At 39.1% G+C, this 26,040-nt stretch carries 24 protein-coding genes; 13 read left to right on the top strand and 11 right to left on the bottom strand.

The window, feature by feature from the left end:
• Nucleotides 1-473: 473 nt before the first annotated feature.
• Nucleotides 474-590 carry a sporulation histidine kinase inhibitor Sda gene (gene sda / locus CSV77_RS17245; RefSeq protein ID WP_233189617.1) on the top strand — a complete coding sequence of 39 codons (117 nt, stop codon included), beginning with the start codon at nt 474-476 and terminating at the stop codon, nt 588-590.
• A 95-nt stretch (nt 591-685) separates the two neighbouring features.
• Here the strand turns inward: sda and CSV77_RS06330 are convergent, their stop codons facing one another.
• From CSV77_RS06330 to CSV77_RS06320, 3 genes are all read right to left on the bottom strand, one after another.
• Nucleotides 686-1,000: a DMT family transporter gene (locus CSV77_RS06330; RefSeq protein ID WP_099631171.1), complete on the bottom strand. Its 315-nt coding sequence runs from the start codon at nt 998-1,000 to the stop codon at nt 686-688.
• Nucleotides 963-1,349, bottom strand: coding sequence for a DMT family transporter (locus CSV77_RS06325; protein ID WP_099631172.1), 387 nt, complete (start codon nt 1,347-1,349; stop codon nt 963-965). Before CSV77_RS06325 ends, CSV77_RS06330 begins: the two co-directional genes overlap by 38 nt.
• An 87-nt stretch (nt 1,350-1,436) precedes the next feature.
• Nucleotides 1,437-2,021, bottom strand: coding sequence for a TetR/AcrR family transcriptional regulator (locus tag CSV77_RS06320; RefSeq protein WP_099631173.1), 585 nt, complete (start codon nt 2,019-2,021; stop codon nt 1,437-1,439).
• A 398-nt stretch (nt 2,022-2,419) separates the two neighbouring features.
• Here CSV77_RS06320 and CSV77_RS06315 point away from each other — a divergent pair, with 398 nt between their 5' ends.
• Nucleotides 2,420-3,544 carry a class II histone deacetylase gene (locus CSV77_RS06315; RefSeq protein ID WP_099672746.1) on the top strand — a complete coding sequence of 375 codons (1,125 nt, stop codon included), beginning with the start codon at nt 2,420-2,422 and terminating at the stop codon, nt 3,542-3,544.
• Between the two features lie 70 nt (nt 3,545-3,614).
• Nucleotides 3,615-4,997 carry a purine-cytosine permease family protein gene (locus CSV77_RS06310; RefSeq protein WP_099672745.1) on the top strand — a complete coding sequence of 461 codons (1,383 nt, stop codon included), beginning with the start codon at nt 3,615-3,617 and terminating at the stop codon, nt 4,995-4,997.
• Nucleotides 4,998-5,153: 156 nt separating this feature from the next.
• On the opposite strand, the gene CSV77_RS06305 is transcribed toward CSV77_RS06310, so the two are convergent.
• Nucleotides 5,154-5,567 (bottom strand): cation transporter dimerization domain-containing protein, encoded by a 414-nt coding sequence (locus tag CSV77_RS06305; protein ID WP_099672744.1) that lies wholly within the window; start codon nt 5,565-5,567, stop codon nt 5,154-5,156.
• Nucleotides 5,568-5,760: 193 nt separating this feature from the next.
• On the opposite strand from CSV77_RS06305, the gene CSV77_RS06300 reads away from it, so the two are divergent.
• The 5 genes from CSV77_RS06300 to CSV77_RS06280 all read left to right on the top strand — a co-directional run bounded on the left by CSV77_RS06300 (nt 5,761) and on the right by CSV77_RS06280 (nt 13,021).
• Nucleotides 5,761-7,446 carry a hypothetical protein gene (locus tag CSV77_RS06300; RefSeq protein ID WP_144034662.1) on the top strand — a complete coding sequence of 562 codons (1,686 nt, stop codon included), beginning with the start codon at nt 5,761-5,763 and terminating at the stop codon, nt 7,444-7,446.
• A 53-nt stretch (nt 7,447-7,499) separates the two neighbouring features.
• Entirely contained in the window at nt 7,500-8,948 is a 1,449-nt protein-coding gene (locus tag CSV77_RS06295) for an S-layer homology domain-containing protein (RefSeq protein ID WP_099672742.1), read from the top strand.
• Between the two features lie 18 nt (nt 8,949-8,966).
• The gene (locus tag CSV77_RS06290; protein WP_099672741.1) at nt 8,967-11,363 is read left to right on the top strand and encodes an S-layer homology domain-containing protein; all 2,397 of its coding nucleotides are present in this window, start codon (nt 8,967-8,969) and stop codon (nt 11,361-11,363) included.
• Nucleotides 11,364-11,523: 160 nt separating this feature from the next.
• Nucleotides 11,524-12,153: a YflT domain-containing protein gene (locus CSV77_RS06285; RefSeq protein WP_158232031.1), complete on the top strand. Its 630-nt coding sequence runs from the start codon at nt 11,524-11,526 to the stop codon at nt 12,151-12,153.
• A 184-nt stretch (nt 12,154-12,337) separates the two neighbouring features.
• Entirely contained in the window at nt 12,338-13,021 is a 684-nt protein-coding gene (locus CSV77_RS06280; protein WP_099672739.1) for a C40 family peptidase, read from the top strand.
• A gap of 40 nt (nt 13,022-13,061) precedes the next feature.
• Here the strand turns inward: CSV77_RS06280 and CSV77_RS06275 are convergent, their stop codons facing one another.
• Both CSV77_RS06275 and CSV77_RS06270 read right to left on the bottom strand, forming a co-directional pair.
• The gene (locus tag CSV77_RS06275) at nt 13,062-14,621 is read right to left on the bottom strand and encodes an FMN-binding glutamate synthase family protein (RefSeq protein ID WP_099672738.1); all 1,560 of its coding nucleotides are present in this window, start codon (nt 14,619-14,621) and stop codon (nt 13,062-13,064) included.
• Nucleotides 14,622-14,765: 144 nt separating this feature from the next.
• On the bottom strand, nt 14,766-17,273 hold the full coding sequence (locus CSV77_RS06270) for an S-layer homology domain-containing protein (RefSeq protein ID WP_099672737.1): 2,508 nt from the start codon (nt 17,271-17,273) through the stop codon (nt 14,766-14,768).
• 361 nt (nt 17,274-17,634) lie between these two features.
• Between CSV77_RS06270 and CSV77_RS06265 the strand changes: the two genes are divergently transcribed.
• The 3 genes from CSV77_RS06265 (at nt 17,635) to CSV77_RS06255 (ending at nt 20,160) form a co-directional block, all read left to right on the top strand.
• Nucleotides 17,635-18,111, top strand: a complete 477-nt coding sequence (locus CSV77_RS06265) for a VanZ family protein (RefSeq protein WP_099672736.1) — start codon at nt 17,635-17,637, stop codon at nt 18,109-18,111.
• A gap of 92 nt (nt 18,112-18,203) precedes the next feature.
• On the top strand, nt 18,204-18,503 hold the full coding sequence (locus CSV77_RS06260) for a hypothetical protein (RefSeq protein ID WP_099632199.1): 300 nt from the start codon (nt 18,204-18,206) through the stop codon (nt 18,501-18,503).
• A 244-nt stretch (nt 18,504-18,747) separates the two neighbouring features.
• Nucleotides 18,748-20,160, top strand: a complete 1,413-nt coding sequence (locus tag CSV77_RS06255) for a GGDEF domain-containing protein (protein WP_099672735.1) — start codon at nt 18,748-18,750, stop codon at nt 20,158-20,160.
• Nucleotides 20,161-20,281: 121 nt separating this feature from the next.
• Here the strand turns inward: CSV77_RS06255 and CSV77_RS06250 are convergent, their stop codons facing one another.
• A complete protein-coding gene (locus CSV77_RS06250) occupies nt 20,282-20,863 on the bottom strand; it encodes a LysM peptidoglycan-binding and 3D domain-containing protein (protein ID WP_099632201.1) in 582 nt (193 codons plus the stop codon).
• Between the two features lie 442 nt (nt 20,864-21,305).
• Between CSV77_RS06250 and mgtE the strand changes: the two genes are divergently transcribed.
• On the top strand, nt 21,306-22,664 hold the full coding sequence (mgtE, locus tag CSV77_RS06245; protein WP_099672734.1) for a magnesium transporter: 1,359 nt from the start codon (nt 21,306-21,308) through the stop codon (nt 22,662-22,664).
• 167 nt (nt 22,665-22,831) lie between these two features.
• On the opposite strand, the gene CSV77_RS17240 is transcribed toward mgtE, so the two are convergent.
• Genes CSV77_RS17240 through CSV77_RS06235 form a run of 3 tightly spaced genes read right to left on the bottom strand, consistent with a single transcriptional unit; the run spans nt 22,832 to nt 24,604 of the window.
• On the bottom strand, nt 22,832-22,954 hold the full coding sequence (locus CSV77_RS17240; RefSeq protein WP_255397340.1) for a hypothetical protein: 123 nt from the start codon (nt 22,952-22,954) through the stop codon (nt 22,832-22,834).
• A gap of 47 nt (nt 22,955-23,001) precedes the next feature.
• Entirely contained in the window at nt 23,002-24,420 is a 1,419-nt protein-coding gene (locus CSV77_RS06240; protein WP_099672733.1) for an amidase, read from the bottom strand.
• Nucleotides 24,413-24,604, bottom strand: a complete 192-nt coding sequence (locus CSV77_RS06235) for a hypothetical protein (RefSeq protein ID WP_233189640.1) — start codon at nt 24,602-24,604, stop codon at nt 24,413-24,415. The genes CSV77_RS06240 and CSV77_RS06235 overlap by 8 nt, the downstream gene beginning before the upstream one ends.
• Nucleotides 24,605-24,874: 270 nt before the next feature.
• Between CSV77_RS06235 and CSV77_RS06230 the strand changes: the two genes are divergently transcribed.
• Nucleotides 24,875-25,240, top strand: a complete 366-nt coding sequence (locus CSV77_RS06230; protein ID WP_099672732.1) for a DUF2188 domain-containing protein — start codon at nt 24,875-24,877, stop codon at nt 25,238-25,240.
• A 31-nt stretch (nt 25,241-25,271) separates the two neighbouring features.
• Here CSV77_RS06230 and CSV77_RS06225 read toward each other — a convergent pair whose 3' ends face one another.
• Nucleotides 25,272-25,844 carry a DUF488 domain-containing protein gene (locus CSV77_RS06225; RefSeq protein ID WP_369802742.1) on the bottom strand — a complete coding sequence of 191 codons (573 nt, stop codon included), beginning with the start codon at nt 25,842-25,844 and terminating at the stop codon, nt 25,272-25,274.
• Between the last annotated feature and the right edge of the window lie 196 nt (nt 25,845-26,040).

The raw sequence follows: 26,040 nt of genomic DNA, 5'->3' as shown, positions 1-26,040 counted from the left end.
AAACAGATATCTGTGCTTGTACCTTCTATAGAGATTCTTTCTTTATCCTTTTATTTCGCATAGTTGAAGTAGATTTATTGCCCTATTTAATTCAAATGAACTTATCTATTCATTGATCAATTGTTGTAGATTTTAACCAATACTCTACTATTCTTATTCAAAGAGTGGATACTTATTCATTGAATATGTAGGGTATTAGTAGTTCTATGACAAGTTTCGCTCGACAGTATTCGACATTTACATTTTGTTTATAACTCTATACACATTATACACCGCGTATCTTAGCAGTTTATGTAAACCATACACATATTACCCACAGCTTACCCACTAGTACTGTGGACAGTTAGAACGCTTGTTCTTTTTGTGAAAGTTTGGTAAAGTAAGAAATAACATCTAGAGAGAAACATGCAGACTGATTACAATCAATTCATCCTAAAGGAGGCGGTTCTACTGTGTTGCATTTATCAGATCAAATGTTACTGTATTCCTACCAACAGGCGCAAAAGCATCATCTAAATGTGGAGTTCATCCAAATGTTAGAACGCGAGATACGTAAACGTGCCTTGGAATCGATAATACTCAGTAGCTGATCTTTCGGATACAATAAAACGGACATGCCTGTTAACATAGGCATGTCCGTTTTCCATTCTATATGTACATCTCCTTCTATTAAAGAAGATATATTTTATGATAACGCTTTGAGTCCAACTACCCCGATGACGATGAGTATGAGACTCACAACTCTACCAGTACTCTTCGATTCACCAAAGAATAGCATATTGATGAGTACGGCACCTGCTGTTCCTACACCAATCCACACAGCATACGCTGTACTGACTTGCAAATACTTAAAGGAGTTATATAGAAAGAAGAATGCTATACCGAATCCACCATAGTATAGTAAGCCGTTAAACCATGTTTTATTTTCACTAAATTTTTTTAGCCCTATGACACCAGCAAACTCACTTAGTGCTGCCAAAAACACTAGAACCCAACCCATCGCTTTCCACTCCCCTCAGCGCTTTCTTTTCATCCAGTCCATCCGCTACCTTTAATCCCGCTACCCCCATAACTAGAATGAAGATGAAAAGAATCTTCTCTATACTAATATGTTCACCAAAGAACAGGACGTCCATCAAAGTAGTACCCATTGTTCCAATTCCGGCGAATACGGCATAGACCGTTCCCGTTGGTAAACCTTCACATGCTTTCGTGAGGAAATGAAAATCCACAAATATAAAGCCTATGATCAATATCCAATGCCACCAGTGAGTCGCAGTATTAAAGCCAAAGATCCACACTAATTCAAAAAAGCTAGTTAACGCAACATATAGCCATGCTTTATTCATACTATCCGCTCCAATTTAATTTAATTTAATTTAAATCGTTTGACTGATTGTCATTCATTTTATCACAAAGGCTAACATTTTGCTATGTTAACCTTTCACTGTTTGAAATTGCAGTGCATGAGACATGAAATCGAGGACTTCTTCTTTCTGTCTATCCGCTTCATTTTCATCATGATGGGCATAAAGAAATACTTGCTCAGCCGTCGATTCGATTAAACCGATAATAATCTTCGCTGTCCGGTCAGGTTTGATCGATTGGCGAATTGCACCTGCTTTTTTTGCTGTATCAAGTTTTTCACTGATCCATTCATAGAATGGCGCGTATACCGATTCCCACTCACGAATATGCTCGGTTGAAGCTAGACCGGAATATATAACGGCTAATATTTCGTAATATTCTTTGTTCACTTTATATATTGCATCTACCATCTGTTCAAACTGTTTGGCATACGACGCATTGTCATCGACAGTGAGTTTGACGATATCCATCGTTTTTGCCACCATTACCTCAGCAATCGCAGGCATTAAAGATAATTTTGAAGGAAAGTACAAATAAAATGTGCCTTGCGCAATCCCTGCACGTTTCACAATATCGGAAATTTTGGTCTTTTCAATTCCTTGTTCCTGAAACACTTCTATAGCTGAATGTATAATAGCCGTTTTTTTTCCCAAATGAATTCCCTACTCTCTATCTATAGATTCTATTATTGTATCTCAAGCATACTTTTCTGACAATCCGTGATGAATTCCTTATCCTTCTTACATTCAAAATTAAATATATAATTTCACTTGATCATTAAATAATAATTCAGACTGTTCATCGAAATACACTTGACATATGACTCATATTCATTTATTGTGAGTAAACAAGAGATTGAGCGTCACGAATATGTCACATTTTATAGTCCTTTCAAATATATCGTTTTACTGCCTATAGTTTTACTATCAGTAAGCGCTTTATTCTATCAAGCAATGAAAACGCTTACTACAACCCGACTATAATACTACGTGACTGATATTCATTCATTTTTCACTTAATCACACTATCATTTCTATCTGGAGGGATACGTATGAAAACAGGTTATATTTTTGATGAAAGTTATTTTTGGCATGACAATGGAAGCGGAACGCTCTACTTACCATCAGGCGGCTATATGCAGACAGACGTATTTGTCGAACATCCCGAAACTAAAAGGCGTGTAAATAACTTACTTGCACGTTGCGGACTAATGAAAAAACTAAAACAGCTCGAACCTCGTTCTGCTACTAAAGAAGAAATTGAATTATTTCACACAGCCGAATATGTGGAAAAGGTAAAGCTACTCAGTGATACGACAGGTGGCGATGCAGGCGATCATGCCATTGTAGGAAGAGGATCTTATGAAATCGCGCTTTTATCTACCGGTGGCGCGCTTCGGGCAGTCGATGCTGTCATGGAAGGCGAAGTGGATAATGTCTACGCGATGACACGTCCACCAGGTCACCATGCTGAACGTGATAAAGGTATTGGATTTTGCATCTTTAATAATGTCGCGATTGCCGCAAAATACGCACGAAAAAAATACGGGTTAAAACGTGTCCTCGTTCTAGACTGGGATGTGCATCATGGTAATGGTACTGAACAGGCATTTTATGATGATTCGAATGTCTTGTTCCTGTCTATCCACCAAGACTTGAGCTTCCCTAGTAATACTGGTTATAAAGAAGATGTCGGTATTGGAGAGGCTCGCGGCTACAATGTCAATATTCCATTGCCTCCTGGGACAGGTGATGCAGGATATATTCATGCCTTTGAAACAATCATTGAACCAATTGCAGCAGAATTCCAACCCGAACTGATTATTATTTCAGCAGGACAGGATCCTGGCATGTTCGATCCACTCGGCCGTATGATGATGACCGCCGAAGGTTTTGGAAAATTGACCGATATCATGCTACGTATTGCAGATGCTCATTGTGGGGGTAAAATTATCTTATGCCACGAGGGAGGATACAGCAATGCATATGTACCATTTTGCACACTAAAAATTATTGAGCGCTTGAGCGGGTTGGCCACAGACGTAACTGATCCTTACACAGCAGGTGCGCAGGGATATCCTGACAAACTTTATTCCAATCAAAAAGAGGTTATTGACGAAATCATAGAAATACAGCAAGAGTTTTGGCAAACATTACGTCCGGTAATCTGGAAATAGGAAAGGCCATATTACATTGGTTACTAACGAGGGTCCCTTCCCTTTTTTACTATATTAAGGAGGCGTTTAAATGGGTACAAAACAACAGTCAATTGAACAAGTAGGATTTGAATTTATCCCTGAAAGTGAGAGGAAAGGTAATCCGAGAGAATTGTTCTTTACTTGGTTTGCCGCAAGTACTGTATCCACGACGCTAGTAACAGGGGCACTCGCTGTCATGATCGGACTTAGTTTCTGGTGGGCAGCGCTGGCAATTCTATTAGGTCATGCAATTGGTTCCGTAATTATGGGACTGCACTCCGCGCAAGGTCCGAAATTAGGTATTCCCCAAGTCTTGCAAAGCCGCGCACAGTTTGGTTATTTTGGTGTTATTTTACCTATGTTAATTATTCTGACAATGTATTTCGGCTATGGCGCGATGAATACCATCTTAGTAGCACAGGGTATACAAGAAACACTTGGATTTAATATCAATGTTACTGTCCTTTTCAGTTTGATTCCAATGGTTTTACTAGCTATTTATGGACAAAATATTATTCAGAAGTATATGAAACTTTACACAATCGTATATACAATTATTTTTGTAGTGCTTTCAGTAATAGTTATGAGTCAATTGTCGATGGATTTATTGAGTCAAGGTACCTTTAATTGGACACTTTTCATCCTAGCGACTTCCATTTGTGTAACGTGGCAGATTACATATGGCCCATATGTATCTGATCACTCTCGATTCATGCGTTCTGAAGAAGCCCGTAAAACATTCTTCTATACAGCGGGCGGTAGCTTTCTGAGCTCTGCCTGGTTGATGTTAATCGGTGCAGCGATTGCTACAATGGTTGTCAACGGCAATGTCATGGCAGAAATTAAAGACATGGGTGCAACAGGATATGTCATCGTCATTTTACTGTCATTAGGTGTTTTAATCATTAATTCTTTAAATATCTATGGCGCGGGTATTATCGTGTTATCAATCGCCAACAATTTTTGGACCTTTCGGACTTCCGCACGTTTACGTATCCTCACCTCCATCGTTATCGGAATTATTATTGCCTTTGCCGCCACAGCAGGTGCAGGTAATTTTATGTCTAACTTTCAAATTTATCTAGGTTTCGTTTTATTCTTTATCATTCCCTGGAGTGTTATCAATTTAACAGATTTCTATGTGTTGAAAAGACGCTTTCACCATGAAGAATTTATGAAGAAGGACGGACAATTCGGTAGGCTAAATAACAAAACAATGGGAATCTATTTATTAACAATAGTATGTCAAGTCCCTTTTATCAATACAGAAATATATCAAGGATCACTTTCTAAGGCTATGAACGGTTTAGATATCGCCTGGATTGTTGGTATCATCGTTGCTTTCACATTTTACATTTCTGTTGCAAAAATTAGCAATCGCTATTCTAGTAAAGAAGTTTCAGCTATTCGTGTAGCGAATCCAGCTGAGTAGAGAGTAGCTATCCTAATAGTATCAAATGTTTACTGATGAATAGATATCATGTCGAATCTTAATTACCAAACAAACAACCTGCAGAGTCCATTCCCTGCAGGTTGTTTGTTTCATAAAAAATACCGCCCTATCATAAGGACGGTATTTTTTCTTTCATTATTTAGTTGCTTTTGTTTCTTGTACAAATGTTTCTCCACTTTTGCGCGCTTGGATATCAACGCTATGTTCTGGGTATTCTTTTTCAAGACGTTCATAGTATTTTTTACTTATCTTTTCAGCATCTTCTTTTTTCATGTCTTCCGTTACTTCAAAGTCTAGCAAGACAAAGCCACCTGCATCTTCAGTAATGATCAAACTTACTTCTGATACCCCTTCTTCTTTCTCAAACTCTTCTTTTAACTCATCATTAGTAGTTGTTGTTTCAGATTTATCTACAGGCTCTTTCACAACATTTTCAGTTGGTTCGGTTTGTTCCTTGTCCACATCTGTAGCTTTTTCAGTATCCGCATTACAAGCTCCTAATAATAGAAGTGATAGACTTAGCGGAACAATAATTTGTCTTTTTTTCATGGTAAACCGACCCTTTCTTTTGGTAACTATACTGTGTATCCTATCATATCTGTAAAACCTTGACAAATAAACCGATACTATGAAACGTGCAGTCAACCAGTTATGTAACTATATGATCAGACCCGAATATGAGTCCTTTTCTTCACATCTATACCACTTGACCGATATAGAATGTATACGATTTTTTTTGGAGGTGGGACAAATAGTAAATAGTAAATGGTGTGCTATTTTCACATGCTATATTGCAATTATCATTGGGTTCCTATTTAGTGTAGCAAACTCAGCGGAAGCAAGCGAACGGATTACTGGCACATTTGTCAAGGCTAATTATGAAGATGTAGTAGTAGATAAAGCCACTACCAAGAAAGAATTACGCAGTGTGACAATCAAAAACGATGCAGGAGTTGCAGCTACTTATACAATCGATCGATACACAAAGTTATCCGTAGACACAATCGCTGTTAAAATCGATGCTTTTAAGTTAGGTATGATAATAGAAGCGGATCTACAAATTCGCCATCTTAAAACTCTTCATGGTAAAACGGATACACCAAGTGCGGTCATTGAACCAAACGCTAAAGCCTATAGCGGTATGGTCACGTATGTGGATAGGAGCCGAAAAGGTCTAACCATTACATTAGATGACGGCCGTGTAAAGAATGTCTATATTAATTCAGAAACTCATTTTTTTAAAAAAGGGAAACTTACGACTAGTAGCTCTTTATATGAAGGAGATCGTGTCAACATTAAGTTCTCCAACTATAATTCTAACTACATTTCAATGTTAGAAGTTTTAGATCCAGGCGTTCAAGTTGCAGGCTTATATAAAGGAACACTTCATCAAATCGACCCGATCAATCGTAAAATCATCGTGCGTAACGAGACGAAATTTCTAAACTGGCACTGGTATGAAAACAATGTCAAAAGCACTTCTAGCTATTACTACTCTGCCAAAACACCTATTTACTTTGAAAATACACCCGTTCCCCATAATCAGTTGCGGAAGTATGCAAACCTGAAAGTCTACCTAGCAACTGTAAATAAACATGGCAAAGAACAAGTAGAGCGTCTCATTATACAAAAAAATGCGGAACGTACTTTTTACGAACCATTGAAGAGCTTTAATGGAAAAACAAAAGAAATTAGCCTGATGGATTCACACCGATTCCGCTATCACGATGGATCTATTCTGATCCGCAACGGCCGCTTAGTCTCGCCTGAATCATTAGGCGCTTATGGAACAGCCTTTGTTGCGGCATCCGGACCGATCAAAACACAGTACGCAAACATTGTACATATTAGCAATGACGGATTAGACAGTCCGAACTTATCTGATCAGTCTATTTACTTCGGCAAAATTGCTGGAGTGCTTGGCTATAAGTTACGTCTGTCAGATGCCTATGAACTAAAGAATAATGTTTGGTCTTATATGAAAGAAAAAGATGTAGATTTTAATAATGAGACGTATGCAGTGCAAGAATACAGTAAACAATTTATCACTCTTATCCCACAAATGGACCTGCGCTTCATGATGGACTATTACGGATATTTCTATATTACCGATGACAATCAAGTGACTGCTGTCCACATAACAGACAGCAACAAAGCACTCGCTACTATTACGTTAGTGGGACGTTTATCCAAGTTAGACCCTGTACCAAAAGGAAAGGTCACTCCTACGAAAATCAGTGTACGGAATGTAAGTAGATGGATGAACGGTGCATGGGCTGATCAAGCCGAAGTGAAGGATATGAATATTCAACAAGCTACCTTCATCAAGGATGGTGTAGTCATTCAACCAAGTGATTTAGAAATTAATGACCGACTATTTATACTTGCTGAAAGTATCGTCAAAGGAAAAATTATTCTAGTAGATTAAAAAATCAGGCAGTGAGAGATTCATCTCACTGCCATAAAGAAGGTGTTGTATTAATGAAGTTCTTTAAAAAAATAAGCGTATGTACTCTTTTCTCTCTTCTAGTCATAACCTCACTTCATGTTATACCAACATTCGCAACCCCGATCGACGTAAATGGCGGGGTCATGAATGAATATGAGTATAGTGAAGTATTTTTCCTGACAGGTGAGCCTATAACCTTTTCTGGAAAAGCGAGTATCACAGAAAAAGAAAGTAAAAATATTCTAACTCGTACTTACCGCTTTACGTTAACCGGTGATAAAGAGAATCCGAAGTATAAGGATGCAAAACTTACTAGAAGCTTAAACTATGTAGCCAACGTTAATGAACACGAAGGTAAAGGCCAAACTACTTCCCAATTTGAAGTGAAGAGCTATTCCGAGAAAGTAACTATCAGTAAGGATACGTATACACTTGCTGACTATCAGTATTCGGAAGGAATGGTGGCAGACAATCTACCTGCTTCCACTTTTTATTCTGGCAATATGGTTGGCCGGAAGATATACAAATATGTAAATGGCTCAACTAAAGATGAAGAGATCATTACCGTTCACTTAAATGGACGTAATATGGGCTATAAAAACTTCTGGGGGGCTACTGAAACGCAGTTGATGGATTCAGAGATTGTTACGCCTAAAGGTTCTGCTTTCATTACAAGCAAAGCTTCCGACAGCAAATCTCGCGTCATGGTATACGAACCATTCGACCCTTCCATATCGAGCTTTACAGGTGGTCATTCCGTAATCAGCTCTTCCGATATGGTAAGTGAATATACGTATAACATTCCTTTCGGTGCAGGTAAAGGAAAACTGGAATTGCAGAAAAAGAATTTACCATTGGTAGAGCGCTTAATCGTGCCTAAATTCCGTGATCTAAATCGGCACCAAGCAAAAGATTCCATTGAAAAGCTTTATTCACTTGGTATTTTCGATGAAAATTCTCAATTCTTCTCCCCGAATACACCCATGCAGCGCTATCAATATACAATCGGCATTTTAAAAGCAGTGGACCTTCGTGTTCTAGAAGAACCAAAGAAAAGCAAAGTACCACGAATTCCAATTTTCAAAGATCTGTCCACAAAAGATCCTGACTATATGTATATCGAAAGTGCAGTAGAGCAAGGAATCATTACCGGGGTTACACCAGACCTATTCGAACCTGATAGCCCCATCACACGTGTACAAGCGATCGCCATTCTCGTTCGGGCACTTGGAATGGAAGGTCGTGCTCCGAGTCCAGGCTTCAAAACACATTATGTTGACGACTATAAGATTTCCGCATGGGCTAAAGATAGTGTCTATGTTGCAACAGAACTTGGATTGGTAAAAGGGACTGAACAGAACTACTTCAATCCGAAGCAACCCCTGACAAGAGCACAGGCGGCATTGCTAACATCCCGTTTCCTGGACTTTCTGGAAAATGACTTAAAACAAAATTATCGCGATGATATCTTATTCCAATAAGAAAGGAGCTCTACCCTATTGAATCGACGCACTATCTATATATGGGGTTTATCACTTGTACTATGTGCCCTTTTGCCATTACAAGTTTCTGCTAAAACTCCTTTCACAGATGTAAATGATCGCTACTGGGCTAAAGATGCTATTCAATGGGCTTCTGAAATCGGCTTAACATCCGGTTATCCAGATGGGACATTCAAACCGGAACAATCCATTACGGAAGCCCAACTCGTAACAATGCTCGTTCGCTTTGATCTCAACTCCCCTCATTCATTCCTTTCAAAAAAGGGTGAGCATAAGGCGATGGGAAATTATCGTTACCTAGCTAAATACTACTTACCGTTACGCGGGCTTAACAGTGGTTCTGCAAGAAACATGGCTTTACAGCGATCATTTGCAGCGAAGATTTTCGCCGCGTATCGAGGAAAAGATTTGTATGCACAGGAAGCGATCTATTATCTTTACACACATAATCTGGCCAATGGAGTAACAGGTAAGAATGATTATCAAGATTTTGCGCCAAAAAGAAATCTTACGCGTGCTGAAGCGGTTCATATTATGTATCAAATGTTCCTTAATCAAGGCCGTTATATTCACGGTCTTTCATCACCCGCAACAGGTAGAGATAATGCACAATATGCAAAACCTCCCCTGTTCATTGAAGAGGATGAGCTAGAATTCGAGCGCCCAGTCCCACCTCCCCTACCCGGAGTTAATCCTGGCAAGCCTTTTGAGAGAGTGGATGTGGATGTGGATATCGAAAAGCCAACCTTAACCGCGAATGGTAAAGATGAGACATTCATTACATTTACATTTAAGGATTGCAACGGTAAGCTCATTCCTTATGAACAAGAGATGGAATTTGAAGTGACTTCCAGAGAAGGTGCGGCAATTGAGGTAGATACACCTATCCCACAACCCGATAAGCCACTAATTCCGCCCACGCCTAAACCCGAGCCGGTGCCGGAGCCTGAACCTAAACCAACACCTGTTGACTCGCAAAAATCAGATGAAGATCCTGATCGTGAGTTTCCGGAAAACGAAAATGCAGTGAAATCGGCTGCTGTAGTTGCTGCTGCGACTCCTTGGTATCGACATGCGATTTCAGATGGTCCAGAAGTTACGGTGAAAGTGACTGCGCCCCGTACAACGACTGAAACCGTAGACGTGATTACTTTGACGCCTATAACGAAAATAGGATCTTGCCCACATCCTACAGCAACCGCAACTATTACGTATGTCCCTAGAGCGGAAATTCAGTTAGATATTTATGACGGAAAATATAATGACTTAGGAAGAACTTTCATTACTGCTACACTAGCACGTCCAGGTGGTGCACAGATTACGAATTTCAATGGGTATTTAAAAATAGACTCTTTATATCATCTACCATTTGAATCATCTTTCGTAAAGTTTAGTCATGGTCAAGCCACGACTTCTTTCATTACCCCCACTACTTTAATGAAGAATGAAATCATTGTTACAGCAATAGCAAACACGTCGGTAACTGACAGTGCAGTGCAATCTATACTTGAGAAAAAATTTAGTGCACCCGTTTCGTATGCACCACCATTATCAGCAGATAAGACGTGTACAAATCAAAAACCTGAAATCGGTTTCCTAATAGATTCTTCGGGCAGTATGAAGCGTAATGATCCTCAGCGATTGCGTGTTACTAAAACAGAAGAGTTCATTGACACACTGCAAGCAGATGTCAATATAGCAACGCATTTCACTACTAGCGGAATGTTTTTAGAGAAAGGTACACCAAATCCCGTTATCAAGTCTTTGGAAAAAGTTAAGGAAAGTGGCGGTACAAATATTGCTACTGGTCTAAAAGTAGCTTTTGATAAATTTACGACCGTTCAACCAAAAACGCTTATACTTTTGACCGATGGCAAATCCGCCAAGGCACCTATTTTAAAAGAAGTCGAGTATGCCAAAAATCATGGCATCAAAATCTATACGATTGGACTTGGACAGAATGTAGATACTGATCTATTGAAACAAATAGCCTTGGATACGGGTGGGAAATACTTCTCTATTAAAGAGAATATTGAATTACCACTTGTATATCAATCGATTTTACAAGAAATTAATTGTGGCATACCAATTGAATCTTGCTCACTGAGTGCATCCATTTTCGAGTCTCCTTCTGTAAAACTGGAACATAACGATATCCGAATGAACACCGAACTGTTGACTGCATGCGGTCCTATTAGCAAAGTAATCGTCCGCTTCTCTTCACAAGACGGTAATTTGGATTATGAACTAACGCACAGAAGACAAGGAATTTATATGCTGAATAAAAAGCTTTACGAAATTCAAGACTTCTTACTAAATCCCAATGCAACATTCATAGCTTACGACAGTGCTGGGAAAGAAATTGGACAGCAAATAGTGCAAATTGAACAATAATAAGTAAGCGTCGCTGCAGAGTTCCTACACTCTGTAGCGACATTTTTGTTTACACTATGTTTTACATTCCATACACCCATCTCCTGTCAACGTTCACCAGGTTTTTGAAGAACGATAAACGGGTATGCTATATAGCAACTATAAAGAAGGAGGCTATATAATGGATGAACTGATAAGCAAAACATTTATTGGTGTGTATTACAACGACGCTGACCTTCTAAGCAAGATAGAAGAATTAAAAGTGACCGGCTATCTCGATGATAATATTTATGTAATTGCTAAAAATGAAACTGACGTAGCTATGCTGCGTAGTAGAACAGGTGCAGATGTGTACTCCGCATATGATACGTGGAAAGATCGCTTTATGGATTTCCTAACAGGTGAAAATCATATTAAACAAATGATGTATGGCATCGGGATGGATACGGATCAAGTAGACCGCTATTACGAAGAAGTTCAACACGGTGGCATGATGTTATATGTAGATGAAGGTTGGGCTTTCAGTGTGTATTCGAAAGACAAGACGTTCCAAACAGATAGATTATCAAATCATGCGCCTAGACCTGTCACCGATTCCACTAAAACAACAATTCCATTCACTGAAGATATAGAATCTGAACCGTCTTATGGCGGATATGAACCACTGCAAAACCCTGCACATCCTGAAGTGTTGAAGTCAACTAGCCAAGCTGGGAGCATTCAGACAAATAATTTAACATCTAAAGAAGAGCGTACCGTATTATCCGAACAAATCGAGCATGAAGATTCTGCTGCTTTCCCTAGAGAATGAGTACTTTCGTGATGGGCCTTCCTTTCCTACAGGAAGGCTTTTTTACTTTGTTACAATCTGTTTACAAAACGCTATTCTTGTAACCTCTTCTTAATATGAACGTAATGTTTACCCTGTAAGCTGTCATGTAAGATATAACTTGCAGCTAGAGAGTGATATATAATGTTTCGGAGGAGAATTATTCATGAAAAAGTTTTTATGTTCAATTTTGATGGCATCCGCCATGTTCGTCGGATTCACTGGCGGGACAGCGGATGCAGCAGGTAAAGCGACAGCTAAGAGTGGTACATACATAACAGTACATAATGCGAATGTTCGAGCAGATGCTGGAACCAAACATAGAAGAGTCTTTACATTGGAAAAGGGTACACGTGTCCAACTGACACATCAAAAATATGCAGGTAAGCAATTGTGGTATAAAGTAAAGATTAACGGTAAAAAGGGATATGTTTCAAGTTCCCTGTTAAAGAGATCTACAGGCAAGGCAGTAGCAGCGGCTTCTAGTGCTAAAAGTGGAGGATCTGGTGTTGTGAAAACAGCAATGAACTTGCGCGGAATTCCGTACCGTTTCGGCGGTACTACAACTAGAGGATTCGACTGCAGTGGATTCATTCAGTATTCATTCAAGAAAAATGGTAAGTCTGTATCTAGAACGACAACTGGGCAATTCAACCAATCGTCTAAAATTAAATCCCCAAGACCTGGAGATCTAGTATTCTTCCACAACACCTATCGCAAAGGGATTTCCCATGTAGGAATCTATGTTGGAAACAACAAATTTGTTCATGCTGGTGGCAAGAAGTCAGAGGTTGTCAGCTTAAACAACCCGTACTGGAAATCTAAATTCAATAGTTTCAGAAGAATATAATCCGTAAAACGACCCGATGAACATTCATCAGGTCGTTTTTTTACTCAATTGAATGGATTTTTCCACGCTCGTCTTTATAGACTACATGATGTCGTTCAAACTTTGTTGGAGAATCCAAGCCCGCAGCCGCAGCCACTCGGAATAACCCTTCCCTCATCGTCAAAATATAGTTGGTTACACGGAATTTCTTTTCTTCTATTACAAGCGCTCGCTGTAAACTTTTATCCGTCGTGGCAACACCGGCTGGGCAAGTATTCGTATGGCACCGCTCTGCCATGATACAACCTACCGAAATCATGAAGCCCCGTGCAACTTGTATTAGATCGGCACCTAAAGCCAATGCAATTGCTGCTTTATCAGGTGTGATGATTTTCCCTGATGCAATAACTTTTACTCGGTCCCGCACTTCAAACTTACGCAGCGCATCATCTAATAGAATAAGAGAAGAACGAAGTGGTAAGCCTACACTATCCGCCAAGTCTTGATAAGTAGCCCCAGATCCTCCTTCCGCGCCGTCTAGCGAGATAAAATCAGGCCCCATACCTGTTTCCGCCATATATGATGCCAGTTCTTCAACATCTTGTTTTCCTCCAATGACTATTTTAATCCCTACTGGTTTACCACCCGCGTGACGGATATCTTCAATGAATGAAAACAATGTTGGATAATCGTGGAACTGTTTAAAACGGTTCGGACTGTTGATAGAAGTATAAGCTTTCACATTTCGTATAGCCGCAATCTCTTCTGTGACTTTCTCTCCCTCTACGTGCCCTCCACGCATTTTTGCTCCTTGGGCTAACTTGATTTCAAATGCCTTTATTTGTGGTATTTGTGCTTTCTCTTTTATTTTGTTCATATCGAACTGCCCATCTTCTGTTCGGAATCCGAATAAACCTGACCCGATCTGCGCAATGATATCGGCTCCACCTACCAAGTGGTGGTCTGATACACCACCCTCCCCTGTGTTCATCCAAGCACCTTGGGCCATACCAATCCCTTTGGATAGCGCAGTGATTGCATGATCTCCGAGTGCTCCATAACTCATCCCCGATTGCCCCAACAAACTGCGCACAACAAATGGATGCTCACAATTCGGACCTAATACTATCGCATCTTCCTCAGGTAACAACCAAGGCAATGTTGTCAATTCTTCGCGGTGTTCTTTACGCGAGAATAAATTGTCGGTATCTACTTCATAACGCATTGTGTTTACTAGATTATCATTATCCACCCGCATTTCTTCATTTTGCTTCGTAAACATGGCATTACGAATGTAGTGACCAGGCTCCTGAAAGTCGCGTTTAGATCCAAAACCGATGATACTGTTTAAATACTTCCCTGGCATCACCATATGTAAATATTCTTCACGGCTGAACGGCTTGCCGCTGTTGTCATCGTTGAATAAATACTGCCTAACCTCTGGTCCCGCCTTCTCAAACATATAGCGTACTCTTCCTAAAATGGGATAGTTGCGCAAGATTGCATGCTGCTTCTGACTGCGATCAAAAAAGTAGAGAAAAATTCCAATACTAATAGGAATCGCCAATATGATTAGCACTACCAATGAAGTCGTGAAATTAATTCCTTCCAACCAATTCATAACCCCACTCCTCCCAATTTATCAGTACTTTACTTGTACCCTTGACAAGTGGCTGACTAAACGTAGAAAAGCCCTAATCCTTGAATGACTCTCAAGGATTAGGGCTGGATCTTGCTAGATTGTTATTGTGTAACTGAAATTAGATTATTTGCTTGCTGGAACATTAACATCGATCGTTTTTGTACCAACCGGTGTAGACTGTCCTTCATTCTTCACACTTACTACTAGAGTACCTTGCGCACCAGCTTTTACAGTACCAACAAGTTTACCACCGTCTAATTGTAACTCGGTAACATCGTTAGTACTACCTGAATAGCTTTTTGCAACTGTACCTAATTCAATTTTTTTGTCATTGTTCGTAATGAAAATATTACCCTCATCATCAATACCTGGAGTGAATTCCGTTGATGTTAATTTAATACCTTCTGTTTTAAGCACTTGCATATCGACAGCTGAAGTAGTTATGGACTTAGTATCTTCAAATACTACTGATGAAATAGTTGGAGTCGAATCCTTTACTGTAATAGTAGCCTTCGCTCTTACAATATGTCCTTCTTTAATTTGAACTTCAGTAGTACCTGCTTTTACTGCTTGAACCGTTATAACACCTTTATCATCCTTAGCAACTGTTGCGATAGAGTTATCGGAAGATGTTACAGTGTATTGGTTCACAGGAATTAAATCTTTCTCTATAAGGAAACCTTGGATATTGTATTTATTCCATGCTAGCTTGACTGTTCCATCTTGTGAACCATCAATTGCATCAATCGTTAAATCGTCAGTTGCAGTAATTGTTTCTAACTTTCTAGTAGCCACTTCGTTGTCTTCAGAACCAGATACGGCAATAGTACCTAGGACTGTGTCACCAGATTTAACCTGAACAGTAGTAGATCCAGCTTTTAAAGCTTTCACTGTTACTATTGCAATGCCTTTCTCAGACTTTCCTACAGCAGCAGTTGCGACGTCAGCATCTTTAGATTCTACAGTTAGATCACCATTAAAAAGATCGCCGTATTGATCTTTCACTGTTACAGTGATTTCTTGAGGTGAGTCTTTGATTAACTTAGATTCAGTCGATGAAAGTGTAGCGCTTGTTGCCATACGTTTGCCCACACCAACCGTTAGCTTAATGTTTTTAGTTACATCGCCGACTTTAGCTACAATCGTAACTTCTCCAGCACTGATTGGTGTCACTGTACCATCCGTAGAGACTGTTGCTACGCTTGGATTAGAAGATGTGTATGTTGCAGCTGGATTTGTCTCCGGTACACCATTAAGTGTTACAGCTTTTGTTACTTTAACATTGGCCTCACCATCTTCAAGTGAAATCTTTCCACTGTTTACCACTGTGCCGGCTTGTGTTACTTCAACTTCAGTAATGTCAGCATACGTAGCATCGAAATCTACTACTTTAACGTCTACTAATTCCGATTCTATAGCCTTTCCGTCTTTATCCGTAACGATGACTTTATATGAGAATGCATCAGTAGTAGAGAGTTCCTTCAATGTACCAGTTGCCAGCTCTGAGAACAAATCCGGTTTAGTAGACTGGAACGCAACTGTATAACCAGCATCTGTCAATTTCTTCATATCAACCGACTTACCATCAACGTTAAACGCTAACTTCTGACCAGCCTCGCCAGCTTTCACTTGAGTAGTAGTAGCTGTAACTTTTTCTACTTTAAACTCATACGTGAACTTATAAGGAGTAACTACGTCTTTTTCGCCTTCAGCTTCTGCTTTAGTCGTCAAGTTAAGAGTCATTTCTTTACCCGACGTTAGTTCGTTTTTTAATTCGATAGTCGCTTTTGTACCGTCTTCGTTCGCTTTGAATGAAGCCAGTTCATTTCCTTCAATTTTCAACTGCTCAGCTTTCAACACTTGTAAATTCTTACCTGTTAGCTCAAGTTGTTTTTCATCGATTGCAGTAACAGAAGTGATTTCCGCTACTTCAGGAGCTTCTGGCGTTTCAGATACTTCTACTTGAATCGTTTTATAAAGGAATGAAGCAAATTGTGCACGAGTTGTTGTTTCTTTCGGTCTGAAGTTTGGTGCAGCTGGGTTCGTAATGTCGAAGTAGTCTAATACGTCGATTGCAGTACGTGCTTCAGCTTTCGCCTTATTCAAATCTACTACATCTTTATCAAATTCTTGTCCTTGAACGTAAGATAATAAGTCCGTTTTGTTAACTGAATCATATGCACGAACTAATACAACCGCCATATTTTCACGGGTAATAGAACCAGCCGCACCTAATGATCCATCTTCATATCCTCTGAATACATTGTTATCCTTTACGATTGCCGCTGATTGCAACAATTCGTCATTTGACTTCGATGTTAAATCTGTGAAGCGTGGATTTGTTTTATAGTCTGTCGGAATTGTATAACCTTTTGATACAAGCCATTTTCCCATTAACTTTACTACGTCAGAACGCGTTAAAGTTTTATTAGGCTTGAATGAACCGTCCGGATAACCACTGATAACACCTTCTGCTGCTAGTGCATCAATTGCTTCCTTATGTGAGTTAGTGTCGGCAACGTCATTAAAATCTGCTGCGCTGACTACTGGTGCCACCGCTGATGCAACTAATGCCGCTGATGCTACACCTGTTAGATACTTGCTGTACTTCTTTTTTGATTGTGATTTCATTAAATAATTTCCTCCTTTAGTTCGTTTATAAGCGTGATTGCTGGTTGGTTGTAGAGCAGCAGAAAAACCACTCTCTTACTCTCATACCCTCTTTTCTATTAAATAATCCAGCAGACTATTAAATAAATAAAGAATATGAAATAAAAAAGTGATTACTAGCTACTCCACTTTATATTAGCATACTTTTCCACGATTGGTAATGGCAAAAGATGGATAGCTAGTACAGATTATGGAACCAGCAACCTGCATGTACTATACAACTTGCATATTACATTCAGGTAACAAGCTGATAACTTTGTAATGTCAAATAAAAATATAACTTGCTTGCATCAGAAGTTACTTTTCATGATACAATCCCCATATGAAAAAATTACTAGCTCTTCTCTTACTCATTAGCATGTTAGTCGGGCTGTCCATCTCATCCAGTCAGACATATGAACAGCAATCGCTTGTCTCTACATTACAAGTGTTGCTACCGGGGGAACCCGGGAAAGCTATCCTATCCACGTGGGAATTCAACTATTGGAATAGAACGATCTCTATTGAAGAACGTGGATATTATCACTTTGTAGAATTCCTGATCCGAAAAGCTGCACACTTCTTTACATTTGGTTTTTTAGCTTTGGTAATTTATTGGCTATTACCTAAACGTACAGGTCGCTTATTATTGGCCGCTTTATTTACCTTTCTGCTAGCGTGCGCTGATGAATTGCATCAATACTTTACAGGAGGCCGCACAGCAACCATGCAAGACGTGTATTTAGACACAATTGGCGCTGTAACTTTTCTTTTAGTAGTAGCTATCGTTCGTGTAATTAAACGCTTACGTAAGAATTAGGTCCATAGCAATATTTAGGTTTTTAGTATTCCTAACGTTTTTATGAGCATAATACTCTATGTTATGATAGTAGCGAAACAGGAGGGTAATAAATGAATAACTCAAGTGATCAGTTGATTCATTCGCTTAGCTATATTTCCATAAACCGAGTCGTGGACCGCTTAGAACAAACCTATCAAAAGTCTTACCACACGATTTGTTTATTCCGAGATCGGATTACGACGTCCCAGAGAACTTTCCCTTTACAACATGTTTTTGATTTATCCTACCGCCCGTTCTCAGGACAATCAGGATTATTTTACTTGCACACAAATGAAGGAGTTTTTACATTTGAAATTGAAGAGGAGCCAGAACACTTCATTTCTCTATTCAAACAAATCCAATCAAAATAAGAGTCAAATAGTGTATAATTCAACGTCTTACTTCATATTTTGAAGTAGGACGTTTATACTTTTGTCCACCAGGGTATAAACAACTAAATAACAACAGAAACAAATTAAAACATTCATTAAAATGGCCTATTTGATTATATCTATTAATTCTCAAAATGGTATAATGTAAATGTATTCCAAATGTAAAAAGTGATGAATGAACTAGTGAAAAGAATGATACTTCCTATATCGGAGGAGAGAAACTATGACGGGGGAAAATGAAATAAACGCTGTGTGGCGTAAAATTAACGAAGTAAAAAATGATGGACGCCATGATTTAGTCTTTAGACATGCAGAAGATTTATTAAGTAAAGGCATTTTGTTTTCTAATAAAGAAGCTATTTTATCCGCTCATTACATTTGCGCTATATCCTATTACTACGTTGGAAATTACGAAAAGGTTCTTTTCCACATAGAAGAACATCACACACAGTGTATTTCGCATGGCGAGAAGTCCGATTGGATGCGCTCTTATTATTTGCAATACTTTGTCAGCTCATTCGCATTGGATTATACAAGAGGACAAAAATTACTAGAAGATATGCTATCCATCGCGCTAGAAATTGAAGACTATTCGTATATTAGCATGGCATACAGTCAACTAAGTCATCTGTACAATAAAATAGAACAATACGAGAAAGCTTCGGAGTTTGCGCAGTCGGCCATTTCTTTCGCAAAAAAGAAAGGTGTGGACAGAGAAATTTTAATGATTCGAGCGCATTTATACGCAATTGAATCCGCTATCAATCTACAAAGCCCTAATTGCGCGATGACTAGCCTACATTATTTAAGTCAATTACCTACTATAGACCATCATCCTCGTGAATTAGCAGTTCTTGAAATTTTGAAAGGCAGATTTTATGAGTTCATAGGTGATTCTAAAAAAGCCTTCCATTTTTATACCAACGCCAAAGAACGAGAAGAAAAATGGAGAGATTACACCCTCCTAAAAGAAATTCAGCAAAAACGCATTGTGTTAGCTGAAAAACTGTGTAGCTTTGATGAATTAGCCATAATCCAGAAAGAATACATCAATTTACTGCATGAAATTGAAGACAGTTGCTGGGTAAAAGTAGCGCTCGAATTGCAAATTCGTTTGCAAAGCTCTTCTACTAAAACTAGCGAAAACTTGGATTATTTAACAGGTATCTATAACCGAAAATTTTTGGAAGAAACGACTAATTTATGGTTGGCCGAAGCAGTAGTAACTAAAAAATCCATTGTGTGCTTGGTCTATGACATCGATAATTTAAAAGTGATTAATGACACATATGGCCATCTAATTGGCGATGAAGCGATTAAATTCGTAGCGCATACTTCTATGAATGAAATTAGAAAAGAAGATGTACTTGCTCGATTCGGTGGTGATGAATTCGTTTTAGTAATGCAAGACATTTCATTAGCAGACGCAATAAAGAAAGCTTCTTTACTCGCTAGAAAAATTGAGTCTTTGTCTACTTCTTCTAATGTGATACCCATTCCACTTACTATTAGCATAGGGCTTAGTGACAATAAAATGTGTAGCAAGCAATCTTTCAATGAATTGTTTCATTTAGCGGATCTCGCTCTATACAAAGCAAAAAAGAATGGCAAAAACCAAGTCGTCTCTTTCATATAACCTACACATGATACCTGTAAATTGGGTTTCATGTTTTTTTGTTAACGAGAAAGTATAAATGATCCTACGCACTATTCAAAAAAGCTCACGCAGCAGTTATGCTGTGTGAGCTTTCAATTTCTTAGTTTAGTACTTTTACTTTTACATTCTTACGTCCCCATTCGTAGGCACGTGATTTATTCGGAATGAATACGTCGATTTTATTCCCTTTGATTGCCCCGCCAGTATCTCCAGCGATAGCATATCCGTACCCTTCAACGTGGACTTTTGTTCCTAATTCGATAACTCGTGGATCTACTGCAATGACTTTCAAGTCAGGATTTTTACGTAAGTTCAAACCTGTTCTTGTAATACCTGAACAACCATTACAATGTGCTGTATACGCTGTTGCACTTACCATAAGTTCTTTAGAGACATTCGCTCCATTTGAACGTGAAGGTGTGTTTTGTTTCTTCGGAGTACTAGCCGCCACTTTAGAAGACTTTACTAAACGTAATTTTTGTTTTGGATAAATAACTGTCGATTTTAAGTTATTCCATTGTTTAATATTTGAGACAGACACTTTATGTTGTTGTGAGATTTTATATAGTGTGTCACCTTTTTTAACTGTATGAACTGATGCTGCAGCAGACGTTTCGTTCATTCCGCTTGTGAATAGTGTGATGAACATGGCTACTGTCAATGCAAATACTAATTTCTTCAATATGCCACCCCTAACGATTTAATAGCTTTAGCTTACCAAGACTATATTACAAAAAGATTACAATCGTGAAACAATGCCATGACATCGGTACGTCTTATGTTACAAATGGCAGGTTTCTAGTCAGATTTGTATGACAAGTGAAGTCTTAAGTCCCGTAAATTACATTACATGTGGGTAGCTCCATACATTTTCAAGTGTTAATTGGATAAAACGGGGTAGTAATAAAACAGCATAAAACATTTTCTATAAGAACTAGAACAAAGTATATTCATAAATTAAGAGCCAACTGGCAAAGATTTTCTGTTGTAAATCAAAAGAAGTCTCTACGGAGGCTTTTTTATTGGCCAAAATGACTTTAAATTATGTCTTATGGTTTCTTTCCCCCTATATGAGGGAATGATTGAATGACCGTAACTATTTATAGACAAGAGAGGTGCGTTACATGCCAGTGACACGGAATCAAGACGATGTTTCACGAGCGATTATACAACTGATTAAAGATGGTAATCTGGAATCCTTAAAAAAAGCAATTGGTGAACTAGAACCTGCGGAAGTTGCTAATCAATATAAACGATTGCCGCTAAAACGACATACTACATTTTTGGAAGTATTAGATAAAGAAACATTAGTACACATGCTAGGATTTCTTTCGAAAAATGAACAATTACGAGCATTAGATTTAGTAGGACCAGTCCGTTCCACTGAACTACTGGAAGAAATGAAAGGTGAAGATCTATCTTATCTTTTGACCGACCTTTCAGATAAACAAGTGGAGAAACTCATAGCGGATTTGCGACATGAAGAAAAAAGAAATATTCGACAACGACGGAAGTATCCAAAAGATTCTGCCGGACGTATTATGACGACACGTTATGTATGGATTCATCAGTCATATACCGTTGAGAAAGCGATTGAAAAGCTCAAGCATTATGAATCATTTGCTCATTACTTGAATTATGTCTATATCATTAATGATGAAAAGCAATTAATCGGTGTGCTTTCTTACCGAGATTTATTGCTCGCGCAGGCAGATAGTAATGTAACAGAAATCATGGAAACTGGTCTCGCCAAAGTATTCGATACAACGGATCAAGGCGATGTAGCCAAAATGATTGGACGATTTGATTTCGTCTCACTACCCGTTGTCAACGAAGAGAATGTCTTAGTAGGAATTATCCGGACTGATGAAGTACTCGATTTAGTTGTTAGAGAAGCAAACAAGGATATTGAAATGCTATTTGCTTCCGGTAAGTCCATTGACTTCAATACAAAACCTCTCGTAGCAGCCTATCGTAGACTTCCTTGGCTGATTCTTTTACTATTTATCGGGCTCGTTTCAGGTAGTATCATTTCCAAATTTGAAGCAACGTTGGAAGCCGTTGTCGCCCTCGCTTTCTTCATGCCGATGATTGCCGGCATGACCGGTAATACAGGTACTCAATCTTTGGCGGTCGTTGTGCGTGGACTAGTATCTGAAGACTTGGATATGAAAAAGTCCTTGCATTTAGTCTTTCGTGAATTAATTGTCGGCGTTATACTAGGTGTCGTTTGTGGTGCCGCTATCGCAGTGATCGCTTATGTATGGCAAGGCAGTTTTACACTTGGATTAGTTGTAGGTTCGTCTTTGGTCGCTACACTGATCATCGGTACAATTGCGGGAACAATTATTCCTTTAATTCTTAACAAATTTAAAGTGGATCCAGCAGTAGCTTCTGGCCCTTTAATTACGACGATCAATGACATTTTGTCGTTACTGATTTATTTCGGAATAGCCACAATGTTCATTTCAAAATTAATGTAGTTGAATATTCTAACTTATATGTATATAATCAGAACATTCAGCATACTATAATGTATTGAAAGGTTAGTGTAAGGTTGATGTAATTTATCTCAATTTGATGCCAAACACTACAGAAATATGACATTCTTCACAGTTTGATGATTTGCGTTTATTGGGCTTTTGTTAGGTTATACTACTAGTAACAGCAATTGCACAAATGGATTTGGGTTGAAGTTTGGTGCAGCTGGGTTTGTGATAGTGAAGAAGTAAAGTCGAATCGTCTGTACCGCTTCGTCGAAGAGCGAGTACATAACGAAAAACTCCGCGGCCATGGGTTGACCGCGGAGTTTTTTTCATTTTATGCTCTTGTTAGTAAAGCGGGTTTTCTGTTTTTCATAGGATTTGTCTGTTCGATTGCATAACCGACATCCAGCAATAAAGCTTCTGAAAAGGCAGGTCCAATAATTTGTACACCTACGGGAAGGTCTCCCTTGAAGCCACCCGGCACTGACAATGCAGGGTTACCTGTTAAGTTACTAGGTCCCGTAAAGCGTATAATATTGTCAATTAAGTCCACTTGCTTGCCATTTAAGTCCACTGTATCTTCACCGATTTTATTGGCGACTACAGGCAGTGTCGGTGCAATCAATACATCGACTTTCTGGAATACTTCATGGAATTCTTGCTTCAACTGACGACGTACTTGCTGTGCTTGAAGATAATCGACAGCAGACGGCAGCTCCCCCAGCTCGAATAGCATGCGGATATCATCACCGAAATCTTGCGGTCGCTTCAGCATGTCTTCGTGATGAATGGTTGACGCTTCTGAAAGTGACGTGACCAGCTCTGCCCACTCTGCATATTTAAGTGTTGGAATCTTGACCACTTCCACTCTCGCACCTTGATCGGTCAGCGCTTTAATCGTTCCACGCACAACTTGATCTACATCGTTATCTACTTCATTGAAGAAATATTCTTCATTAACGCCAATAACCAAACCATTGACATCGCCCTTTATTCTCTCCAAATGTTGGTCTACAGGAGTATCGACCGAAGTTGGATCTTTTGCGTCGTATCCTGAAATAATATCCATCATTCCTGCTGCGTCTTTAATCGTCTTAGTCATTGGTCCGATATGATCGAGCGACCATGCCAATGGATAGCATCCGTATTTACTGACTCGCCCATGTGTCGGCTTCAATCCGACGATGCCGCAAATTGATGACGGAATTCGGATAGAGCCAGCCGTATCGGTACCTAATGACGCGACACTGGAACCGACCGCAACAGCAGCTCCCGAACCACCACTCGAACCGCCAGGAATTTTATCGGTATCCCAAGGATTTCTGACCGGTCCGTAATGAGGGTTATTGTTCGTAATTCCCCAAGCATATTCGTGCATGCTTAGTTTACCGGTAAAGATCACACCCGCGTCTCGTAACTTACTGACTACAGTCGCATCGTCTTCCGGAATGAAATCCTTATGAATTTTAGAAGACATGGTCGTCACTTTACCTTTAAAATATAAATTATCTTTCAAGGCCATCGGAATTCCGTGATACATGCCTCGATAGTTTCCATTTTTGATCTCTTTCTCTGCTTCACGCGCCGCGTGTTCTGCTTCTTCCCGGTAGATTGTCATATAGGCATTAATTGTATCCTGCGTTTCTTCCGCATGATCAAGCACTGCTTTCGTTAGCTCAACTGGTGAAAGTGATCCACTTTCTAAAAGCGGTGCCAATTCCTCGACTGATTTCTGAATCAAATCTTTAGCCAATATGATCACCTCCGGGAATATTTCGAAGCCCGATATCCGCGTCCTCGATTTTTACACTCTCTAGCGTACCTCTTAACTTTTTCATCCCATTCCAGCGACTTTCTAGGATTTCCAAATGTTCTGGCTTAGCTTGAATCCCTTTGCTTTCCAATAGTTGCTGCACCGACAAAGACAATGCATTCACTCCTTCAGTTTGTATTTATCTTCATAGGGTTCCCCTAGTGAGATCAAAACGAAAAAAAGGCTACTTTTCCTATACAACTCGGTCGCTAAGTTCATATGAACGTCTCTAGATTACCAGTCATCTAGATAATAATCAAATAATTTTAAATAAAACGACAATTATACAATGTTCGACTTTATTCGATTCACCATATAGGATGTTCTGAAATTATGTGAAAGACCGTTTATATTCGGTAAAAAAGGGAATTTGTGAAGTAGGAGGTGATGTCGTATGCCATGGAGTAAAAATGATTATCCTGCATCGCTGAAAAATCTGGATCCGACAGTACGTAATAAAGCAATCGAAATAGCGAACGCTTTACTACGTGAAAACTATTCCGATGAGCGCGCGATTTCCATTGCAACTGCTCAAGCACACGAGTATGTACAAGGCAAAAGTGAAGGTCGTCCTCACTATGAAGTGAAACCACGCGAGAATGAATGGATTTTCAGTAAGGTCGGAAGTGATCATGTACTATTTAAAGAAGATACCAAGTCCGTATTACTTGAAAAAGCAAAAAAATATGTGAACGAACATGAAGGTATTTTACAGGTCTTTCATGCTGACGGATCACACGATAAAACATTATATGAATAAAATCAGTGCCTTTTATTAAAAGGCACTGACTTCATTCATCTTCATTCTGTTTAGGAGGATACGTCACTTCTCCATCGTCTGACACTACGGGTTCAGCTCCCCACTTGCCTACTTCATGATCTTCAATCAACGTTTTTCCCTTAGGTCCATCTATAATATGTTTTACGTTAATGCCATGTGTAGCGAGCCAATTACTAATCAACAAGCGATGGCATCTTGCTGGGTGACGTTCGGAACAGCATATCGCAATGCGTTGGCCTGAGGCTTCCTTCATCAATTCCTTTATACCTTCTTCGAATTCAGGTGTTAATGTGTAATCCGCATAGTTGTGGAAGGATTGATTATTCCATCCTTCGTTGACTTCATTATCGATAGTTTTAGATTTCCTTCTACGTCCACCTAATTTTCCACAATGTCTATAAGCAATACCATGTGCCGGTAACCATTCAGTCATTCGATCTTCATGAAAATGCGGAAATTTACGACTACCAGGAAATGCACGTACATCGACCAATTTCTCGATACTTGCATCATCCAATAATGTCAAAAACTCTTCTTTTGTATGTGTGGAATGTCCAACGGTGTAGATTTCCAATATACTCACTCCCTTTATAGCTATTATTCCCTAAGTTTCATATAGATAACCTATCATTTATTCTGATTTGTCTTGCCCAGTAATGCATTAAACACTCTTGTCGTTAGGTATTCTACGAGCTTTGATTGAAAAAGCCTTTTCCTTCCCCTATAGCCCTCCCCTACTATTTACATAACCCTTACTATTTAATTTTGCGCACCACATG

It is taken from the genome of Sporosarcina sp. P16b, from assembly GCF_002743065.1.
In the GTDB taxonomy this organism is placed as follows: Bacteria; Bacillota; Bacilli; order Bacillales_A; family Planococcaceae; genus Sporosarcina.
The sequence above is the reverse complement of the archived record's forward strand: the minus strand, read 5'-3'. Positions and strand labels throughout refer to the sequence as shown.

What these genes read in the sequence shown, in the direction of transcription:
- CSV77_RS06330 (WP_099631171.1), bottom strand. Translation starts at nt 1,000, where the DNA reads ATGGGTTGGGTTCTAGTGTTTTTGGCAGCACTAAGTGAGTTTGCTGGT.
- CSV77_RS17240 (WP_255397340.1), bottom strand. Translation starts at nt 22,954, where the DNA reads ATGTACTCGCTCTTCGACGAAGCGGTACAGACGATTCGACTTTACTTC.
- CSV77_RS06325 (WP_099631172.1), bottom strand. Translation starts at nt 1,349, where the DNA reads ATGAATAAAGCATGGCTATATGTTGCGTTAACTAGCTTTTTTGAATTA.
- CSV77_RS06255 (WP_099672735.1), top strand. Translation starts at nt 18,748, where the DNA reads ATGACGGGGGAAAATGAAATAAACGCTGTGTGGCGTAAAATTAACGAA.
- CSV77_RS06265 (WP_099672736.1), top strand. Translation starts at nt 17,635, where the DNA reads ATGAAAAAATTACTAGCTCTTCTCTTACTCATTAGCATGTTAGTCGGG.
- CSV77_RS06270 (WP_099672737.1), bottom strand. Translation starts at nt 17,273, where the DNA reads ATGAAATCACAATCAAAAAAGAAGTACAGCAAGTATCTAACAGGTGTA.
- CSV77_RS06285 (WP_158232031.1), top strand. Translation starts at nt 11,524, where the DNA reads ATGGATGAACTGATAAGCAAAACATTTATTGGTGTGTATTACAACGAC.
- CSV77_RS06295 (WP_099672742.1), top strand. Translation starts at nt 7,500, where the DNA reads ATGAAGTTCTTTAAAAAAATAAGCGTATGTACTCTTTTCTCTCTTCTA.
- CSV77_RS06305 (WP_099672744.1), bottom strand. Translation starts at nt 5,567, where the DNA reads ATGAAAAAAAGACAAATTATTGTTCCGCTAAGTCTATCACTTCTATTA.
- CSV77_RS06275 (WP_099672738.1), bottom strand. Translation starts at nt 14,621, where the DNA reads ATGAATTGGTTGGAAGGAATTAATTTCACGACTTCATTGGTAGTGCTA.
- CSV77_RS06310 (WP_099672745.1), top strand. Translation starts at nt 3,615, where the DNA reads ATGGGTACAAAACAACAGTCAATTGAACAAGTAGGATTTGAATTTATC.
- CSV77_RS06230 (WP_099672732.1), top strand. Translation starts at nt 24,875, where the DNA reads ATGCCATGGAGTAAAAATGATTATCCTGCATCGCTGAAAAATCTGGAT.
- CSV77_RS06260 (WP_099632199.1), top strand. Translation starts at nt 18,204, where the DNA reads ATGAATAACTCAAGTGATCAGTTGATTCATTCGCTTAGCTATATTTCC.
- mgtE (WP_099672734.1), top strand. Translation starts at nt 21,306, where the DNA reads ATGCCAGTGACACGGAATCAAGACGATGTTTCACGAGCGATTATACAA.
- CSV77_RS06280 (WP_099672739.1), top strand. Translation starts at nt 12,338, where the DNA reads ATGAAAAAGTTTTTATGTTCAATTTTGATGGCATCCGCCATGTTCGTC.
- CSV77_RS06315 (WP_099672746.1), top strand. Translation starts at nt 2,420, where the DNA reads ATGAAAACAGGTTATATTTTTGATGAAAGTTATTTTTGGCATGACAAT.
- sda (WP_233189617.1), top strand. Translation starts at nt 474, where the DNA reads ATGTTACTGTATTCCTACCAACAGGCGCAAAAGCATCATCTAAATGTG.